Annotated in this window: 20 protein-coding genes; 9 read left to right on the top strand and 11 right to left on the bottom strand. The window is 57.1% G+C overall.

The genetic code is table 11. From position 1 onward, the window contains the following. A partial coding sequence (locus tag AC2FJB_RS16680) for a hypothetical protein (protein WP_496675854.1) occupies positions 1 to 212 on the top strand: 212 nt, incomplete at its 5' end. Here the strand turns inward: AC2FJB_RS16680 and AC2FJB_RS16675 are convergent. Together AC2FJB_RS16675 and parC are read right to left on the bottom strand one after the other, a co-directional pair. Next, positions 193 to 783, bottom strand: a complete 591-nt coding sequence (locus AC2FJB_RS16675; RefSeq protein ID WP_496719494.1) for a hypothetical protein — start codon at positions 781 to 783, stop codon at positions 193 to 195. The two genes, AC2FJB_RS16680 and AC2FJB_RS16675, sit on opposite strands and share 20 nt — an antisense overlap. Before the next feature lie 96 nt (positions 784 to 879). Beyond that, positions 880 to 3,228 (bottom strand): DNA topoisomerase IV subunit A, encoded by a 2,349-nt coding sequence (parC, locus tag AC2FJB_RS16670; protein WP_496719495.1) that lies wholly within the window; start codon positions 3,226 to 3,228, stop codon positions 880 to 882. Positions 3,229 to 3,430: 202 nt separating this feature from the next. Between parC and AC2FJB_RS16665 the strand changes: the two genes are divergently transcribed. The 6 genes from AC2FJB_RS16665 (at position 3,431) to AC2FJB_RS16640 (ending at position 7,691) form a co-directional block, all read left to right on the top strand. Continuing rightward, entirely contained in the window at positions 3,431 to 4,060 is a 630-nt protein-coding gene (locus AC2FJB_RS16665) for an SH3 domain-containing protein (RefSeq protein WP_496719496.1), read from the top strand. Between the two features lie 69 nt (positions 4,061 to 4,129). Further along, positions 4,130 to 4,957 carry an SDR family NAD(P)-dependent oxidoreductase gene (locus AC2FJB_RS16660; protein ID WP_496675861.1) on the top strand — a complete coding sequence of 276 codons (828 nt, stop codon included), beginning with the start codon at positions 4,130 to 4,132 and terminating at the stop codon, positions 4,955 to 4,957. A gap of 77 nt (positions 4,958 to 5,034) precedes the next feature. Next, positions 5,035 to 5,238 (top strand): twin transmembrane helix small protein, encoded by a 204-nt coding sequence (locus tag AC2FJB_RS16655; protein ID WP_117869843.1) that lies wholly within the window; start codon positions 5,035 to 5,037, stop codon positions 5,236 to 5,238. Then, positions 5,239 to 5,811 carry a cob(I)yrinic acid a,c-diamide adenosyltransferase gene (locus AC2FJB_RS16650; protein ID WP_496719497.1) on the top strand — a complete coding sequence of 191 codons (573 nt, stop codon included), beginning with the start codon at positions 5,239 to 5,241 and terminating at the stop codon, positions 5,809 to 5,811. Positions 5,812 to 6,003: 192 nt separating this feature from the next. After that, a complete protein-coding gene (locus tag AC2FJB_RS16645; protein ID WP_117869845.1) occupies positions 6,004 to 6,762 on the top strand; it encodes an electron transfer flavoprotein subunit beta/FixA family protein in 759 nt (252 codons plus the stop codon). Further along, positions 6,762 to 7,691 carry an electron transfer flavoprotein subunit alpha/FixB family protein gene (locus AC2FJB_RS16640; protein ID WP_496719498.1) on the top strand — a complete coding sequence of 310 codons (930 nt, stop codon included), beginning with the start codon at positions 6,762 to 6,764 and terminating at the stop codon, positions 7,689 to 7,691. The genes AC2FJB_RS16645 and AC2FJB_RS16640 overlap by 1 nt, the downstream gene beginning before the upstream one ends. Positions 7,692 to 7,745: 54 nt before the next feature. On the opposite strand, the gene AC2FJB_RS16635 is transcribed toward AC2FJB_RS16640, so the two are convergent. Then, on the bottom strand, positions 7,746 to 8,549 hold the full coding sequence (locus AC2FJB_RS16635) for a DUF6473 family protein (RefSeq protein ID WP_496719499.1): 804 nt from the start codon (positions 8,547 to 8,549) through the stop codon (positions 7,746 to 7,748). A 163-nt stretch (positions 8,550 to 8,712) separates the two neighbouring features. Between AC2FJB_RS16635 and AC2FJB_RS16630 the strand changes: the two genes are divergently transcribed. Next, positions 8,713 to 9,588: a 3-hydroxybutyryl-CoA dehydrogenase gene (locus AC2FJB_RS16630; protein ID WP_496719500.1), complete on the top strand. Its 876-nt coding sequence runs from the start codon at positions 8,713 to 8,715 to the stop codon at positions 9,586 to 9,588. Between the two features lie 73 nt (positions 9,589 to 9,661). Here AC2FJB_RS16630 and AC2FJB_RS16625 read toward each other — a convergent pair whose 3' ends face one another. From AC2FJB_RS16625 to AC2FJB_RS16590, 8 genes are read right to left on the bottom strand one after another with little or no spacing between them, the layout of a single operon-like run. Beyond that, on the bottom strand, positions 9,662 to 10,561 hold the full coding sequence (locus AC2FJB_RS16625) for a lysophospholipid acyltransferase family protein (protein ID WP_117869848.1): 900 nt from the start codon (positions 10,559 to 10,561) through the stop codon (positions 9,662 to 9,664). A gap of 39 nt (positions 10,562 to 10,600) precedes the next feature. Further along, on the bottom strand, positions 10,601 to 10,870 hold the full coding sequence (locus AC2FJB_RS16620; RefSeq protein WP_117869849.1) for an HPr family phosphocarrier protein: 270 nt from the start codon (positions 10,868 to 10,870) through the stop codon (positions 10,601 to 10,603). A 16-nt stretch (positions 10,871 to 10,886) separates the two neighbouring features. Continuing rightward, a complete protein-coding gene (locus AC2FJB_RS16615) occupies positions 10,887 to 11,279 on the bottom strand; it encodes a PTS sugar transporter subunit IIA (protein ID WP_152457103.1) in 393 nt (130 codons plus the stop codon). Then, positions 11,276 to 12,157 (bottom strand): RNase adapter RapZ, encoded by an 882-nt coding sequence (gene rapZ, locus AC2FJB_RS16610; RefSeq protein WP_496719501.1) that lies wholly within the window; start codon positions 12,155 to 12,157, stop codon positions 11,276 to 11,278. Before rapZ ends, AC2FJB_RS16615 begins: the two co-directional genes overlap by 4 nt. Next, positions 12,154 to 12,624, bottom strand: a complete 471-nt coding sequence (locus tag AC2FJB_RS16605; RefSeq protein WP_496719502.1) for an HPr kinase/phosphorylase — start codon at positions 12,622 to 12,624, stop codon at positions 12,154 to 12,156. Before AC2FJB_RS16605 ends, rapZ begins: the two co-directional genes overlap by 4 nt. A 4-nt stretch (positions 12,625 to 12,628) precedes the next feature. Continuing rightward, positions 12,629 to 14,320, bottom strand: coding sequence for an ATP-binding protein (locus AC2FJB_RS16600; RefSeq protein WP_496719503.1), 1,692 nt, complete (start codon positions 14,318 to 14,320; stop codon positions 12,629 to 12,631). Positions 14,321 to 14,379: 59 nt separating this feature from the next. After that, positions 14,380 to 15,084: a response regulator transcription factor gene (locus AC2FJB_RS16595; protein ID WP_496719504.1), complete on the bottom strand. Its 705-nt coding sequence runs from the start codon at positions 15,082 to 15,084 to the stop codon at positions 14,380 to 14,382. Positions 15,085 to 15,105: 21 nt separating this feature from the next. Next, the gene (locus tag AC2FJB_RS16590) at positions 15,106 to 15,372 is read right to left on the bottom strand and encodes a hypothetical protein (RefSeq protein ID WP_496818698.1); all 267 of its coding nucleotides are present in this window, start codon (positions 15,370 to 15,372) and stop codon (positions 15,106 to 15,108) included. Between the two features lie 55 nt (positions 15,373 to 15,427). Between AC2FJB_RS16590 and AC2FJB_RS16585 the strand changes: the two genes are divergently transcribed. Further along, complete coding sequence (locus AC2FJB_RS16585; RefSeq protein ID WP_117869854.1) at positions 15,428 to 17,026, top strand: phosphoenolpyruvate carboxykinase; 1,599 nt, start codon at positions 15,428 to 15,430, stop codon at positions 17,024 to 17,026. Positions 17,027 to 17,302: the final 276 nt, after the last annotated feature.

Below are 17,302 nucleotides of genomic sequence, written 5' to 3'. Positions count from 1 at the left end.
GTCTTGCCGTGGTCAACGTGGCCAATCGTGCCGATGTTGACGTGCGGCTTATTACGCTCAAACTTTTCCTTTGCCATTCCTCAGGCGCCCTTTTGCGATTTGGGGGACCCTTGGTCCCGTGGTTACATCTGCGCGCGCGAGATATTTGGTTCAAAGCGGAAAATCAAGCACATCCTGAGGGAAATGCGCCGATCACGTTGGATTTTGCGTGACCTCGACAGATTCCAGCGGCTGGATCAGGTCTGGCCGTTTGTCAAACCAGTCGTTTTCTTCATGCTCTTCAGCAAGCCATTCCTCGACACGGTCGGCAACTTTTAGCGCCAGACCGCTCATCTGTTCTTCTTTGGTGCGCTCATGCCCTGACCCTTTAAATGCACTTCCGCCGGTGGTGTCTTCCAGCACCTGAAATTGCTTCCCTTTGGCCAGAAACTCTTTCTTCTTCACGTCATAGACGTTGACCAGCACAATCGCTGTGCTTCTGGGATTGTAAATCACAGGTATTCCCGGCGGAGCCAGCATGTAGCCCTCCAGACTAATGCCGACGTCATATTCCTGCGAACCATCGTAACGCCCCAAACGAATATCAACAGCGTTCTGGATGGCTTTTGTCCATTCTTCAGGTGTGGCGTCCCGCGACACAGGTCCCTGAACGGCCTTGTCCGCAAAGGCATAGTTGACACGCAGTTTGAACTCGCCAAGGGATTCAGGTGGTTCATACACTTGTGTCTGTGTGCAGGCGGCCATCAGGGCCAGTCCGGTGATCAGCGTCAGAATGCGCAACATGTCTCGTCTCGATAGGCCTGTTTTTTGTTGATCTAGCGCACCGATACGGGTTGTGCCAAGCCGTATCGGCGGAAATTCACCTGCGCAGCAGCGCGATCACGAAAACTTATAGTCACGTGGGAAGCCATAGGGTGGTTTTTTCCCGACAGTGGCCCGTTTTGCCAGCCATTGCGTCATATCCGCCTCACGTCGGGTCTTTTCGCCGCCCATGGACCATTTCAGGCCCTCTTCCCAGTTGAAGGTCGTTACATCCGACAAACCGCCATCCAGCTCGAGCGTTCCCTGCCGACCTCGCGCCATATTGTACTTTTGCAAACGCACACCTTTTCCGCGCGTCATCTCGGGCAATTCCTCGGTTGGGAAAACCAGGAACTTGCCGTTTTGGGATATGACAGCCACGTGGTCGCCATCGACCGGCTTGCAGATCATTGCCGTTTCGCCGCCTTTGACGTTCAGCACCTGCTTGCCATTGCGGGTCTGAGCAAGAACATCGTCCTCGGGAACCATGAATCCGTTGCCCGCGCCCGAAGCCACCAAAAGCTTGCGGCCGGGCTTGTGGATCAGAATGTCGATGATCTGCACCTCGTTCGGCAGATCGACCATGAGGCGCAAGGGCTCGCCCATGCCCCGCCCGCCGGGCAGGTTGGCAGCACTAACGGTGTAGAACCGCCCGTTCGAGGCAAACACCAGCAGCCGGTCCGTCGTTTCCGCGTGGAAGATGAACCTCGGACCGTCGCCATCCTTGAACTTAAGTTCGCGCTTCAGATCGATATGGCCCGTCATCGCGCGAATCCACCCCATCTGAGAACAGACCACGGTGATCGGTTCCTTGTCGATCATCGCTTCAAGCGGCACTTCTTCGACCTGCCCGGCCTCAGCGAACCGGGTCCGACGCGCTCCACCTTCGTAGTCTTTGCCGAAGGTCTTTTTGGTTTCTTTCAACTGCTCGGCGATCTTGGCCCATTGCAGTCCTTCGTCGGCCAGCAGGTCCTCAAGGTTGGCACGCTCCAGCATTAACTCGTCACGTTCGCGGACCAGCTCCATCTCTTCCAGACGACGCAAGCTGCGAAGGCGCATGTTCAGGATGGCGTCGACCTGAACCTCAGACAGTTCACCCTCACCCGGCTTGGGCGTGACATAATCTGACTCGTCGGTGGCGCGGACATGGGTAATGCCCCAATCCTCGCGCACCAGCGCTGCCTTGGGGTCGTCGTCGTAACGGATAATGTCGATCACACGGTCGAGGTTCAGGAAAGCAACGATAAAGCCCTCCAGCACCTCCAGACGATGATCAATCTTCGCCATACGGTGGCGGGACCGACGCAGAAGCACCTCTTGCCGGTGATCGAGGAAGGCGCGCAGCACTTCCTTCATCGAGCAGACTTTCGGCGTCACCCCGTCGATCAGCACGTTCATGTTCAGGCTGAACCGCACCTCAAGGTCCGAATTGCGATAGAGCATACCCATCAACACCTCGGGGTCGACGTTCTTGGAACGCGGCTCGAGGATCAGGCGGATGTCATCCGCGGATTCATCCCGCACATCGGCGAGGATCGGGATTTTCTTAGTCTGGATCAGTTCCGCGATCTTTTCGATCAGCTTGGACTTCTGAACCTGATAGGGGATCTCAGTGACGACGATCTGCCACTGACCGCGGCCCAGATCTTCGACCTCAAACTTGCAGCGCAACCGGAACGACCCGCGCCCTTTGCGATAAGCCTGCGCGATATTCTCCGGTGGCTCGACGATTACCCCACCGGTCGGAAAGTCTGGACCCGGCACGTAATTCAGCAACGTATCATCGCGCGCGTCTGGCGTCTTGATCAGATGCAGACATGCATCACAAAGTTCCGAAATATTGTGCGGCGGGATATTTGTCGCCATTCCAACGGCGATGCCGCTTGCACCATTGGCCAGCAGGTTCGGAAACTGAGCGGGCAGCACCACCGGCTCGGTCAGTGTCCCATCGTAATTGTCGCGGAAGTCGACGGCATCTTCGTTCAGACCCTCAAGCAGCGCTTCGGCGACGATGGTCATCCGCGCCTCGGTGTATCGCGAGGCCGCCGGGTTGTCGCCGTCGATGTTGCCGAAGTTCCCCTGCCCGTCTACCAGCGGGTACCGGACGTTGAAGTCCTGCGCCAGACGCGCCATCGCGTCGTAAATGGCGGCGTCACCGTGCGGGTGATAATTGCCCATCACGTCGCCGGAAATCTTGGCGGACTTCCGAAAGCCTCCGGTTGCACTGAGTCGCAGTTCTCTCATCGCATAGAGGATTCGCCGATGTACTGGCTTCAATCCGTCCCGCGCATCCGGCAGGGCGCGGTGCATGATGGTGGACAGCGCATAGGTCAGGTAACGCTCGCCTATCGCGCGGCGCAGCGGCTCCGCCACCTCACCCCCGTTGTCGGGGGCCTCCATGTTGGGGTCGTCGATCGTATCGTTCATATATGATGTGATACGACGCAAGGACGTCTTGGTAAAGCAAGCAACGCGTATTTTACTGGGGACAAGTCGCGCTTTTTGCAACAGGGGGAGGCAAGTCAGTGTTTTCCCCGAATTTTCGACTCAAGCGCACTATTATGCTATCATTCCAACAATTGAATAATTGCTGCCTTTTTGTTGTTACGATTGACCTGGGGGATGCGCCATGACGCGCCTTGTACTTGTTACTTTCGCCGCACTCGGCTGGACCTTTTACGTTATGAGCGGAGGTCCCGACTTTGAGCCGCGCGGAGTCCGCACAGCGGAACCGGAACGCGTTGCCACTGCGCCAAGACCTGTCAAACCAGCCGTCGAACCAGCACCTGCCGAAACGTTGGTCGTTCGTGCTGCAGTAGAACCGTCAGTATCGGCCCCCCCGGTCACTAAATCTGTCGCCGAGCTGGATGAAGCAGAAACAAAAGCGTTGTTGTCTCAGGTTGCGGCTGGCTTGAAGGCGAACCCCACGCTGTTCGCTGACGAAAACGTCACCCTGACCCTGGCATCACTGGAGCAAGGTTTGGCCTCCTTGGAACAGGTGACTACCGACGCCGAATTGCCAACGGTTGAACTGCCCGCCCCTGTTGAGGTCACCAAGGATATCCGCGAAATTTCAGGAACCCGCGTAAACCTGCGCGATGGGCCGGGGACGATCTATCCGATCATCGGCAAGGCCAGGATTGGCCAGCAGGTTGAGGTCTTTGGAGATTCAGGCAGCGGCTGGTTGCGCCTGCGCGTGTTACCCGGGCAACAGGTTGGGTGGATTTCGGCATCACTCGTCCGGAAAACAACGAACTGACATCGAAGCGTCATTGCCCTGCCGCAAACCCCGCCATAGCTATGGGCGGGGATCAGGTTCGGAAGGCACATGCAGAAATCGATTCTAATTACAGGATGCTCGTCAGGCATCGGTCTGGACGCGGCACACGGAATGCGTGCGCGCGGCTGGCGCGTTTTTGCATCCTGCCGCAAGCAACGCGACTGTGATCGCCTGCGTGCGCAGGGGTTCGAAAGTCCCAGAATCGACTACACCGATACAGACAGCATCACGTCGGGTTTGTCTTATGTTCTTGAGGCTACAGGCGGCTCGCTGGATGCCCTGTTCAACAATGGCGCACATGGCCTGCCCGGCGCGGTTGAGGATGTTCCGACAGATGGCCTGCGCCATATTTTTGAGACTAATGTCTTTGGCTGGCACGAGCTGACCCGACAGGTCATTCCCGTCATGCGGGAACAGGGTCATGGCCGGATTGTGCAATGTTCCTCGGTTCTGGGTCTTGTCGCCTTCCCGTGGCGCGGCGCTTATGTCGCCACGAAATACGCGATCGAAGGGCTGACCGACACGCTTAGGCTGGAGCTTCGGGATACCGACATCCACGTCGCCCTGATCGAGCCCGGCCCCATCACCTCAAAACTCCGGGAAAAGGCGATCCCCATGTTCGAGAAATACATCGACTGGGAAAACTCGGCCATTCGGGAAAAGTATGAGGACTCACTACTGAAGCGTCTTTACGAAAGCAGTGGGCCAGACCGGTTTGAATTGCCCGCCTCTGCCGTCACGGACAAGCTGGCCCACGCGATCGAGGCGCGACGACCAAAACCGCGTTATTACGTGACCACCCCGACATATGTCGCGGGGTTCCTGCGCCGGATCCTGCCCACAAAAGCAACTGATCGCATCCTTTCGGATATCTGAGACGATATTTCCCGTTCGCTTTTCGACGCTCTGACGCTAGATGGGTGATAATCGAAAAAACCGGACGGTGACTTCATATGGACCTTCTGATGGTCATTCTGCTTCTGGCTATGGCGGCGGTTGTCGTTGTTTTGGCCCTGGGCATTGCGAATTTCGGCAAAGGCGGCATGGAAGCGGCCAAGAAGAGCAACAAGATGATGCGCCTGCGCATTCTCTTTCAGTTCATCGCCGTGTTGCTGATCGTGCTTTTCGTGTATCTGCGCGGACAGGGAGTTCAATAAATGGTCGTACTCAACAAAATCTACACGCGCACTGGCGATGACGGAAAAACCGCTCTGGGCAATGGCGAGCGTGTAGCAAAATACTCGGGCCGCGTCGCAGCCTACGGCACAGTGGACGAACTGAACGCTTTTGTCGGCGTGGCACGGACTGAAGCCGAAGTCGATGTCGAGATCGCGCTGTCGCGCATTCAGAATGACCTGTTCGATCTGGGGGCAGACCTCTGCCGACCTGACATGGAGAAAGATGCAGAGGCCGATTACCCGCCTCTGCGCATCGTGTCCGCCCAAATCGACCGGCTGGAAGCCGAGATCGACGTAATGAACGAGACGCTGGAACCTCTGCGCAGCTTCATCCTGCCCGGTGGCTCGCGTCTGGCTGCACATCTGCATGTGTGCCGCACCGTTTCGCGCCGGGCCGAACGGCTTGCGGTCGAACTGACGAATATGGAGCCCGTCAACGACGTGGCGGTCAAATACCTCAACCGTCTCAGCGACTGGTTTTTTGTTGCTGCCCGTTGCGCAAACGCAAACGGTAAAGACGACGTATTGTGGGTTCCGGGCGCGAACCGCTGATCGCGAAATGCAGAGGTCGCGGGTAATATTCTTTCGCCTCTCTGCAAAAAAATTGCAAAACGCGACGTCCCGACGCCATGACGTGACGATTTTGCTCTGTTGTGCCACTGCGGCAAGCGCTATCTAGTCGGGCGAGAGCATTGGTGGAGTCGCCTTCGCGGCTTACCGTTTTTTTGAGGAGAAAGCGCTACAATGAAGGTACTGGTGCCTGTCAAACGCGTGATTGACTACAATGTGAAGGTCCGCGTGAAAGCGGACGGTAGCGGTGTTGATCTCGCCAATGTCAAAATGTCGATGAACCCGTTCGACGAAATTGCAGTCGAAGAGGCGATCCGCCTGAAAGAAGCTGGCAAGGCTGACGAAGTCGTTGCTGTTTCGATCGGCGTGAAGCAGGCGCAGGAAACCCTGCGCACCGCGCTGGCCATGGGTGCGGACCGCGCAATCCTGGTTGTGGCGGCTGACGATGTACACACAGATATCGAGCCTCTGGCCGTTGCCAAGATCCTTGCCAAAGTGGTCGAGGAAGAGCAGCCGGGCATTGTTCTGGCGGGCAAGCAGGCGATCGACAATGATATGAACGCCACCGGCCAGATGCTGTCGGCCTTGCTGGGCTGGTCACAGGGCACTTTCGCGTCCGAGTTGGACATCGAAGGTGACACCGCCAAGATCACCCGCGAGGTGGATGGCGGTCTGCAGACCATCAGTGTCAAGATGCCTACCATCGTGACTGTTGACCTGCGCCTGAACGAGCCGCGCTATGCTTCGCTGCCGAACATCATGAAGGCGAAGAAAAAGCCGCTGGACGAGAAAACCGCCGCCGACTACGGCGTCGACGTCACTCCGCGTCTGGAAGTCGTCAAAACCGAAGAGCCGCCGGCACGTGCCGCTGGTATCATCGTTGGCTCGGTTGACGAGCTGGTCGAGAAACTCAAAGAAGTGGGGGCTGTGTAATGGCTGTACTTCTGCTTGCCGAAGTGAACAACGGCGAACTGGCGATGGATGCGACCGCAAAGGCCGTAACCGCCGCGAAAGTGCTGGGTGACGTTACCGTTCTGGCCGCAGGCGGGTCTGCCGCTGCTGCCGGTGAGGCCGCCGCCAAGATCGACGGTGTGTCCAAGGTTCTGGTCGCCGAAGACGCGTCGCTGGGCCACCGCCTTGCGGAATCCACCGCTGCGCTGATCGTAGGTCTGGCGGATGGCTACGAGCACATCGTGGCGCCAGCAACCACCGACGCCAAGAACGTGATGCCTCGCGTTGCTGCTTTGCTTGACGTGATGGTGATCTCGGATGCATCCGGCGTTGTTGATGGCTCGACCTTCGAGCGCCCGATCTACGCGGGCAACGCGATCCAGACCGTCAAGTCGAACGACGCCAAGAAAGTCGTAACGATCCGAACCGCCAGCTTTGACGCTGCCGTTGAAGGGGGATCGGCCGCGGTTGAGACCGTGTCGGTTGGCGACAACCCCGGCCTGTCCGAATGGGTTGAGGACAAGGTGGCCGAAAGCGACCGCCCTGAACTGACCTCGGCCAGCGTTGTTGTTTCGGGCGGACGCGGTGTCGGCTCGGAAGAAGACTTCAAACTGATCGAGGGGCTGGCTGACAAGCTGGGCGCTGCGGTTGGTGCGTCGCGTGCAGCGGTTGACTCGGGCTATGCTCCGAATGACTGGCAAGTGGGTCAGACCGGTAAGGTTGTTGCCCCTGATCTGTATGTCGCCGTCGGTATTTCGGGCGCAATTCAGCACCTAGCCGGCATGAAGGACTCCAAGGTCATCGTTGCGATCAACAAAGACGAAGAAGCCCCGATCTTCCAGGTCGCTGACTTTGGTCTTGTCGCCGACTTGTTCCAGGCCGTGCCGGAACTGACCGAGAAACTCGGCTAAAGCCAAGCGCAAACAGCAAAAACCAAACAAGGCTCGCCAACAGGCGGGCCTTTTTCAGTTCAGGTCCCTCAAGGTAACCAGCAGTTTTTCGGCAATCTCTCGATGCGCGGAGGGGCCGATCATGTGTTCCGCAATCGGCTGCTGCAGCGTCCCGAACAAAACATCTTCGAGAGCATCTGATCGAGCGGATACAGGTACCGAAACCTCTACAACATCAGCACATAGGGGTTGCAGTTGTTGGATCATTGCGGCGTCAGGCACAATAGGGTCAATATGCGATCCGGCTTGCCGCTGCACATGCAACCAAAGCAGAACAACACTGGGTTCGATCCGGCCGATTAATTCTCCTGTGGTTCGTATCCAGGCCTCTCGCAACTCCTGCACCACGACTTCGAATCGCGCGTCCTTTGGGGCGCTTAACCGCTCCAGCAAATGGCGCACGAAATGGATTTCAGTGAAGTCAACGTCGGGGTATAGCTCCAGCAAGTCTGAGGTGGGTTCAAGGAACCGATCATTGCGGCGCGGATGCACGCGGTAAAACCGATTTGATTGGCGCAGAAGATCCGGCACCTGCAACACGCACAGGCCTGACTGATTGACCAGTTTCAGTACCCCCGGATCAGTGGACAACGCTTCGACCCCGCAAAACAGGCTGCCGAAGTTCACGCACGGTTTTCCCAATCGCGTCTCCAGCACTGCCGGAAACGGGCAATCAACGAATCTGCCGAAAGTTTCCTCTCCTCCCAGGCAAGCCACAAATGGCTTGTCCAGCGCGCCGGGCGGACCCCGGAACCAAAGTTTCGAATCCGCATATTGACAGGCGGACTCCCCGCCGCTGTTTGTCTGATGAAAGCTCATATCAAGCCCCCCGTTATCTCACCCGCTGCCATCTTGCGGCCACAGATATTGAGATTTTCCTAATGCGCGCATTTGAAGCAAAATTGACCGCCTCGATCCTCTTGCCGCCTGCCCCGGTCTGCCGATACTGTCGCGGTATCCTCCAGGGCAAAGGCAGCTGAACATGGAAGTTAAATCGGTCGGGGTGATTGGCGCGGGTCAGATGGGTAACGGCATCGCCCATGTTATGGCTTTGGCGGGCTACGACGTCTTGTTGAACGATGTCAGTCAGGATGCTCTGGACAGCGCCATTTCCATAATCGAAGGCAACTTGGCGCGGCAGGCGTCGCGGGGCAAGATTACGGACGACGCGATGCAGACTGCCCTTAAACGGATCACGACCACGCTGGAACTGCCGCGACTGGGTCAAACAGATCTGGTTATCGAGGCGGCAACCGAGCGGGAAGCTATCAAGCAGGCGATTTTCGATGACCTGCAACCGCACCTGCTGCCGCATACGATTCTGACGTCAAATACATCCTCGATTTCCATCACGCGCCTGGCAAGCCGCACGGATCGACCCGAACGGTTCATGGGTTTTCATTTCATGAACCCTGTTCCTGTTATGCAATTAGTGGAATTGATCCGCGGCATCGCCACGGATGAAGAAACCTTCAACGCGTGCAAAGCGGTGGTGGATCGGTTGGGCAAAACGGCGGCAAGCGCCGAAGACTTTCCGGCCTTCATCGTGAACCGGATCCTGATGCCTATGATCAACGAGGCGGTTTACACACTCTATGAAGGCGTGGGGAACGTTCAATCCATCGATCAGTCAATGAAACTTGGAGCGAATCATCCCATGGGGCCGCTGGAGTTGGCGGATTTCATCGGGCTGGACACCTGCCTAGCGATAATGAACGTGCTGCATGACGGGTTGGCCGACACCAAATATCGTCCTTGTCCTCTGCTGACGAAATATGTCGAGGCCGGGTGGCTGGGGCGTAAGACCGAGCGCGGCTTTTATGATTACCGAGGCGAAGTTCCGGTACCTACGCGTTGAGGGGGCCAGCCCCCTCGCCCGGACTTTGCCCGGGCTCACCCCCGGGATATTTTTAGCCAGATGAAGACGCGGATCAGGTTTGTTCCGACTTGCCCAGAGACATGGTGTGATTTCTGAGCCAGGCCATGAAACCGCGCGGATCGCGCTCCAGCAGCTCCAGATCGCGGTCCGAAATCGCTTCGCCGATGACCGGCGACTGGGGTTTATTGCAGGATCGGACGATCTCATGCAGCAACAGTCCCTGCCGGAGAATTGCAGAGACGCGGTTGGCTATCTGGTACCAGCGCGAATTACTGCCCGGAAAGAAAATTGGCACCACGCGCGCGCCCGAACGGCGGATCATCTTGGCGGTGAACACGTTCCATTCCCGCTCGATCGCAGGCCCGAACCAATCATCCGAGGACATCACAACACCAGATGGGAACAGCGCCACAACGCCACCGTTTTTGAGATGTTCCATAGCTTTGCCGCGCATTTCCAACATCTTGGCCTGCGCCTCGGGATCATGTGGAAACGGAACCGGAATCATGAATGATGTGGCCGCTTCGTCCAGCCCTGTCAGAACCGAACGAGTCAGGATGCGGTAATCGCTGCGTACCTGGCCGATCAGCTCGGCGAGAATCATGCCATCGACCATCCCATGCGGGTGGTTGGCGACGACGACGACCGGGCCGGTTTTTGGAATGCGGTCAATCTGTTCCTGCGGTGTGGTCAGGTCGATTCCCATAGTCTTGAGGGCACCGCCCCAGAACCGCTGGCCGCGATAGTATTCGTTCTTTTTTTCGAACTTGTTGACCATACGCAAAATGGTCAGCTTGCCTGTGCACCACTCGATGGCCCGAATGGCCGTCGAAGTCCAGGCATCGTCAAATGAGTTTGCATAGGTCAGAGTTCTACGGTCGTAGATCTCACCCTGATCTGCGGCCCCATCCACCACCGGGCTTGTCTTGGTCTCGTGCGTTGTTTCCGCCAATTCCTGGTCTTCCCGTTCTTCATGTCCCGGCGGGGCGGCTTAAAACCCCTCTCCGAACTTGTCATTCACAAGCGTTTCCAGAGCTTCTGCCAATGCCTCAGCATCCGGCCCGGACGTCTCGACGTCAATAGTTGTTCCGCGCGATGCTGCCAACATCAAAAGGCCCATGATACTATCGCCTGATGCAGAAAGTCCGTCTTTTGACACCTCAGCATGCGCATCGAACCCCTCCACAACCTCAACCAGCTTTGCCGAGGCCCGTGCGTGCAGGCCCTTTTCATTGATTATTTTCAGGCTTCGGTTAGTCATATTCAATAATCCGCTTTTAATCCAATGTCACATTCTGCGCATTGATGTACTTCCGTCCAGCCTCCATTGCCTGGCGGACGGCATCACCAATGGGCAAGTGGCGACTTTTGGCCAATTTGATCAGCATCGGCAGGTTTGCCCCATACAGAATACGCCGGTCCTGAGGAGCGCAGGCACGCAGACTGAGATTCGAGGGGCTGCCTCCAAAGAGGTCGGTGACGACAACAACACCATCGCCAGTGTCCACTTCGTCCGCGGCACGGCAGATTTCGGCCTGTTTTTCGTCCCGGTCGTGGTCAGCCTCAATCGCGACCGCCACGAGGCTGGCCTGCGGTCCGACCACATGTTGAGTGGCGGCCAAGTATTCCTGAGCCAACCCCCCATGTGCAACGATCACAATTCCGATCAATCTGACCTCACATTCAACGACCGACGTTCCATCTCGCGATGTCTAATTGCCACCTGCTGACCGTCTTCCGCAAGGGCCTTTGCAACGGCTTCTGCCAGGGCAACCGATCTGTGTTGGCCACCGGTACACCCGAATGCTACGGAAAGATGCGCTTTTCCCTCGGCCCGAAAGGCAGGCAACAGCAGGGTCAGCAAGCCCAGCACACCTTCAAAAAACGGTAAATAGTTTGCGTCTGACTGCACATAGTGCGCAACGTCAGGGTGTCGACCATCCGCTGCCCTGAATTCCGGGCGCCAATAGGGATTTGCGAGAAACCTACAATCGAACACCATGTCCAATCCGCGCGGCAGTCCACGTTTATAGGAAAAGGATTCGATGGAAACCGCCAGATGCCGCCCGCCTTGTGGTGCGAACCAATTCTCGACCTCTTCCCGCAGCTGATGCACGTTCAGAAGGCTGGTGTCGATCAGCGTGTCCGCGATCTCACGTATCGGTGTCAGCAGCTCTTTTTCGCGCTCAACACCGGTTTCCGGGCTGGCATTCTTGGCGACGGGATGCCGCCTTCGGGTTTCTGAAAATCGGCGCACCAGAACATCATCGCTGCAATCCAGATACAGAACCGTCAGATCGACCTGCGCCAACCGACCCAGTGTTTCGGCCAGTTCTATGAAGCCGATCGTTGAGAAATCGCGATTGCGTGCATCTATACCCAGCGCCATCGGACGGTCGCTGTCCGCGCTGTCAAGCAAGCGCAGCAAAAGTCCCATCGGCAGGTTGTCGATGGCCTCATAGCCCAGATCTTCCAACACATGAATGGCAGTGGATCTTCCTGCCCCGGAGGGACCCGTGACAAGTACGATTCGCCTTTGCGATGTCATTTGTTCGGCCATTCGGGGTTTACACGCCCATTTCCCAGGAGTTGCATCAACGCTGCAGCCAAGTTGGGCACCCCCGCGCCCCGAAGCAAGGGAACAGTTTGCCTCAGCACGGAAATCATCAAAGGATCGGGTAGACGCTGAGGCTCATGCTGGTCCAGATCCACGACGTAATCCAACGGAACCGGGCCTGTGGGATCGGCTGCGAGCAGGCCAAACTGACGCGCCTCGATCAAACCGCGTATCTGTGGCACGGCGGATGCAAACACCCGATGATGCTGCATCTCCAAATTGACGCGGTCATCCGCAACCAAATCCGCACCATACGCCAGCATTTGTAACGCCAGACCGGACTTCCCTGTACCGGACAAACCGATGATCAAAAGCCCGCGTCCGGCAAGCGAAACGCAGGAGGCATGTACACAGGCCCTGTCCTGACCTTTGGCGTGTGACAGTGTATCAACGTGCATGGATTTAAACGGGCAGCCCTACAACAAAACGGGCACCCAGCGGATCCGACGTGATGTCGGCCTCGGTCGGGCGGATGTTTTCCGCCCAGATCACGCCGCCGTGGGCTTCGACAATCTGCTTCGAGATCGCCAGCCCCAGGCCCGAGTTATTGCCAAAATGTTCCGCCGGACGCTGCGAGTAGAATCGCTTGAACACTTTGGTGAGCGCCTGTTCGGGAATTCCTGGGCCGGTGTCTTCGACAACGACCAACACACGGTTGTCTCGCTGTCTGACCCAGACGCGAATGGCGTCATTTTCCTCGCAGAAGGAAATCGCGTTGGTGATCAGGTTGACAAAGACCTGCGCAAGTCGCGCTTCCAGCCCGTTGATCACAATTGGTTCGGAGGGCAGATCCGTAATGTAGTCGATGCCCTTGGATCGGGCATCTTCGCCCAGATACTGGCCGAGATTGCCCAGCAGCTTGAGCAGGTCAAAGGGTTGCTCTTCTTCCTTGACGAGTTCCGCATCCAGACGCGACGCATTCGATATGTCACTGACCAGCCGGTCCAGCCGCCGAACATCATGTTCAATCACATTCAGCAGTTTGTCGCGCTGATCCTCGCGTTTGATCATCCGCAGTGTGCCCACGGCGGATTGCAGGCTGGCCAGCGGGTTTTTGATTTCATGGGCGACATCAGCAGCAAACTGTTCGTTTGCGTCGATCCGGTTGTAAAGCGCGGTTACCATACCACGCAAAGCGCGGCTGAGGCGCCCTATTTCATCTGGACGACCACTGAGGTCCGGAATACGGATGCGCCCGGGGTTGACGCCCGTACCGCGGTCCTTGCCCATTTCGGCGGCCGATGCCAGGTCAGCCAGCGGATTGGCAATGGTCGAGGCCAGTACAAGACTGAGGCCCACAGAAACCAACAGCGCCACCACGAACATCTGAAGAATGCGCTCCTGCTCACGGCGGGCAAGCGCATCGATTTCACCCGCAGGACCAGTAATGGCAACCGCTCCGGCGGGAACATCCGCATAAAGGATCGGTGCGGCAGCCACGATAACCGTCTCACCCGCGCTGTCCTGTACCGCCTGCACCTGGCTGTGACCGTCAATCGCTTGCGGAATAATGGTCTGAACACGCTGCGCCAACGTCGGTGCCTCGGTTTCAGTTGACCAATTGAGCAGATTCGACAAACCCATCCAGACAGCATTTAGCGTGTCGCTGATCACCGTGCTGCCGGTCTGAATCTCGGCCTCGGATTGCAGAAGAACCGGCATATCTGAGGCTTGCGGGGCACCACGTGTCCAGCCGATTAACGTGCCGCTGGCGTCATATACAAAAACCTCGCCCCCTTCGGGCAGGGTGAGGCCAGACAAGGTATCCTTGACGTCCAGGTTCCCGGCATTCTGCCCGGATTGCTGTGCGCCCTGACGCAGCTGGGTTTCAAACACGTTGCTGACTAGCAGCGCATCGCCCAGCAGATTGCGGGCAGTCTGCTGAACTTTCTCTTTTCGTGAGTCGTCCAGATACAGCAACCCAGTGACCAGAATCACCAGAGCGATCAGGTTGAAAGTGATGATTTTGCGCGCCAGAGGTGAACCACGCAGAGAAAACAAGTTCCTCCGGGATCGCTTTTCCCTCAGCTCCGCTGACTCGGGGTCCTGGGGAATGACCCAGTCATCCCCTAGAACGACGTCACCGTCGCGCATTTTGCTGGCTTGTTCGGTGTCGCGCACGAGACCCCATTACCTCTTGCAGGCGGCCGCGCCTATTCTTCGTTGTACCGGTAACCGATACCATACAAGGTTTCGATCGCCGAGAACTCGGAATCAGCCGCGCGCATTTTTTTCCGCAGGCGCTTGATGTGGCTGTCGATCGTGCGGTCATCCACATAAACCTGATCGTCATAGGCGACATCCATCAACTGGTCGCGGCTTTTGACAAAACCCGGACGTTGGGCCAACGCCTGAAGCAGCAGGAACTCAGTCACGGTCAGGGACACATCATTCCCTTTCCAGCTGACCGCATGGCGCAACGGATCCATTCTCAGGTCGCCGCGTTCCATGACTTTAGTATCACTACTGTTGGTTGCTACCGCGTCGCCGCTTGTTGCCTCTTGGCGGCGCAGCAAAGCCCGAATGCGTTCGACCAGCAAACGCTGCGAAAAAGGCTTCTTTACATAGTCATCCGCGCCCATGCGCAGGCCCAGAACCTCGTCGATCTCATCGTCCTTCGAGGTCAGAAAGATCACCGGCATCTGCGTCTTCTGACGCAGCCGTTGCAGCAGATCCATGCCGTCCATTCGCGGCATCTTAATATCCAGAACAGCCATGTCCGGCAGTTTCTTGTTGAACGCATCCAACGCGGCCTGGCCATCATTATAAGTTTCAACCTCGAAACCTTCGGCTTCGAGAGTCATGGATACAGACGTCAGTATGTTTCTGTCGTCATCCACAAGTGCAATCTTTGACATCGGGCTCACCCCTATTCCTGCTCACTCGCGCAATAATTCGCTTATTTGTAAGGCATTGTTGGCGGTTTTAAGACGCCGAATCAATCCGTAACTGCGAATCATGCCTTTGTTGCGGCAGGTCTGCGGCAAATTTGCCTTGATGCCCGCAAAAATCTGCCCGCTTTTCCGACATTGAATTTCTGATGGCGCTAAACTCGGGCTTGGTTGCGCTAACTGCGTCGAACCCGCCTGTTCATGCCCTGAATGACCGTGATAAGACGCGCTCAGCCGCCGGTTTTCCCGGCTCACTGCCCCAAAGGCGCAACGGCCAACGACCTTCGCGCCGCCACAGGAGAAGACACACATGACATCTGGACGGGTTAACCCGCAATTCCGCCTCGAAGATCAGGGCATCGAGGGTCTGGGCAATGTCTATTACAACTTCATGGAACCGGCGCTGATCGAAGAGGCGCTGAAGCGCGGCGAAGGCACACTTGGCAATGGTGGTGCGTTTCTGGTTACCACAGGTAAATTCACAGGCAGGTCGCCCAAGGACAAACACGTCGTCAAGACCGCCAGCGTTGCCGACACCATCTGGTGGGAAAACAACGCCGAAATGAGCCCCGAGGGCTTTGACGCACTGTACAATGATATGCTGGCCCATATGAAAGGCCGTGACTATTTTGTGCAGGATCTGGTTGGTGGTGCTGATCCGGCTTACGCGATCAATGTTCGCATGGTCACTGAACTGGCGTGGCATAACTTGTTCATCCGACACCTGCTGCGTCGCCCGGACCGCGAGGATCTGGATGAGTTCACTGCCGATTTCACGGTCATCAACTGCCCCAGCTTTCAGGCCGACCCGGCAAAGCACGGCTGCCGCAGCGAAACCGTGATTGCAATGAATTTCGACCGCAAGCTGATCCTGATCGGCGGCACCGAATATGCCGGTGAAAACAAGAAATCGGTTTTCACCCTGCTGAACTACATGCTGCCCGAAAAAGGTGTGATGCCGATGCACTGCTCGGCCAACCATGCCGTTGGCAACCCGGTCGACACCGCCGTGTTCTTCGGCCTGTCCGGCACCGGCAAGACAACCCTTTCCGCCGATCCTTCGCGCATACTGATCGGGGATGACGAGCACGGCTGGTCGGATCGCGGCACCTTCAACTTCGAAGGCGGATGCTATGCCAAGACCATCAACCTGAATGCAGAGGCAGAGCCGGAAATCTACGCGACCACCTCGAAATTCGGTACGGTGATCGAAAACATGGTCTTCGACCCCGAAACCAAGGAACTGGATTTCGACGACGACTCACTGACTGCGAACATGCGCTGCGCCTATCCGCTCGAATATATCTCGAACGCGTCCAAAAGCGCACTGGGTGGTCACCCGAAGAACATCATCATGCTGACCTGCGATGCATTTGGCGTTCTGCCCCCGATCGCGCGGCTGACGCCCGCACAGGCAATGTATCACTTCCTGTCGGGTTTCACGTCAAAAGTGGCCGGTACAGAACGTGGCATCACCGAGCCGCAGCCGACTTTCTCGACCTGCTTTGGCGCACCGTTCATGCCACGTCGCCCAGAGGAATACGGCAACCTGTTGCGGGACAAGATCGCTCAACACGGCGCGACCTGCTGGCTGGTCAACACCGGCTGGACCGGAGGCGCCTATGGAGTAGGCAGCCGGATGCCGATCCACGCAACCCGCGCTTTGTTGACCGCCGCTCTGGAAGGCTCGCTGCGCGACGCCGAGTTCCGCAAAGATGCCAATTTCGGCTTTGACGTTCCGGTCTCTGTCCCGGGCGTCGCCGAAGTTCTGCTTGACCCGCGCCGCACTTGGGACGATCAGGCCGCGTTCGACAAACAGGCCGAGAAACTGGTTCAGATGTTTGCCGAGAACTTCGAGCAGTATCTGCCCTTCATTGACGACGACATCAAAGCCGTCGCAATCGGATAAATTGGGAAAGGGGCTGAAAAGCCCCTTTTGCCTTACGCCTGCCGCACTTCTCCCTAAGGTTGTTTGTGGTAATAAGCACATACAATTGCGTTGTTTCAAAATGCAATTTGCGCTAGCTCTGATAGTCGCTGTGACAAAAAAACCCGGCACTTTTGCGCCGGGCACTGGCTGAAAACTAATTGGGGGTCACTCATGTGCGCACACTCACAACGCGGGATTGAGCAACCTAATCAGCCACCTAGTCTAAGTAAATGGGGATGAGTGTCAATACGAGAC

It is taken from the genome of Ruegeria sp. CDSC085 (assembly GCF_059610465.1).
Note: the sequence above shows the minus strand (reverse complement) of the source record. Positions and strands in the feature narration are given on the sequence as shown.

Excerpts from the sequence above, each read along its gene's own strand:
- AC2FJB_RS16675 (WP_496719494.1), bottom strand. The coding sequence starts at position 783 with ATGTTGCGCATTCTGACGCTGATCACCGGACTGGCCCTGATGGCCGCC.
- AC2FJB_RS16620 (WP_117869849.1), bottom strand. The coding sequence starts at position 10,870 with ATGACTAACCGAAGCCTGAAAATAATCAATGAAAAGGGCCTGCACGCA.
- AC2FJB_RS16605 (WP_496719502.1), bottom strand. The coding sequence starts at position 12,624 with ATGCACGTTGATACACTGTCACACGCCAAAGGTCAGGACAGGGCCTGT.
- AC2FJB_RS16595 (WP_496719504.1), bottom strand. The coding sequence starts at position 15,084 with ATGTCAAAGATTGCACTTGTGGATGACGACAGAAACATACTGACGTCT.
- AC2FJB_RS16585 (WP_117869854.1), top strand. The coding sequence starts at position 15,428 with ATGACATCTGGACGGGTTAACCCGCAATTCCGCCTCGAAGATCAGGGC.
- AC2FJB_RS16630 (WP_496719500.1), top strand. The coding sequence starts at position 8,713 with ATGGAAGTTAAATCGGTCGGGGTGATTGGCGCGGGTCAGATGGGTAAC.
- AC2FJB_RS16650 (WP_496719497.1), top strand. The coding sequence starts at position 5,239 with ATGGTCGTACTCAACAAAATCTACACGCGCACTGGCGATGACGGAAAA.
- AC2FJB_RS16635 (WP_496719499.1), bottom strand. The coding sequence starts at position 8,549 with ATGAGCTTTCATCAGACAAACAGCGGCGGGGAGTCCGCCTGTCAATAT.
- AC2FJB_RS16655 (WP_117869843.1), top strand. The coding sequence starts at position 5,035 with ATGGACCTTCTGATGGTCATTCTGCTTCTGGCTATGGCGGCGGTTGTC.
- AC2FJB_RS16640 (WP_496719498.1), top strand. The coding sequence starts at position 6,762 with ATGGCTGTACTTCTGCTTGCCGAAGTGAACAACGGCGAACTGGCGATG.
- AC2FJB_RS16600 (WP_496719503.1), bottom strand. The coding sequence starts at position 14,320 with ATGCGCGACGGTGACGTCGTTCTAGGGGATGACTGGGTCATTCCCCAG.
- rapZ (WP_496719501.1), bottom strand. The coding sequence starts at position 12,157 with ATGACATCGCAAAGGCGAATCGTACTTGTCACGGGTCCCTCCGGGGCA.
- parC (WP_496719495.1), bottom strand. The coding sequence starts at position 3,228 with ATGAACGATACGATCGACGACCCCAACATGGAGGCCCCCGACAACGGG.
- AC2FJB_RS16665 (WP_496719496.1), top strand. The coding sequence starts at position 3,431 with ATGACGCGCCTTGTACTTGTTACTTTCGCCGCACTCGGCTGGACCTTT.
- AC2FJB_RS16660 (WP_496675861.1), top strand. The coding sequence starts at position 4,130 with ATGCAGAAATCGATTCTAATTACAGGATGCTCGTCAGGCATCGGTCTG.
- AC2FJB_RS16645 (WP_117869845.1), top strand. The coding sequence starts at position 6,004 with ATGAAGGTACTGGTGCCTGTCAAACGCGTGATTGACTACAATGTGAAG.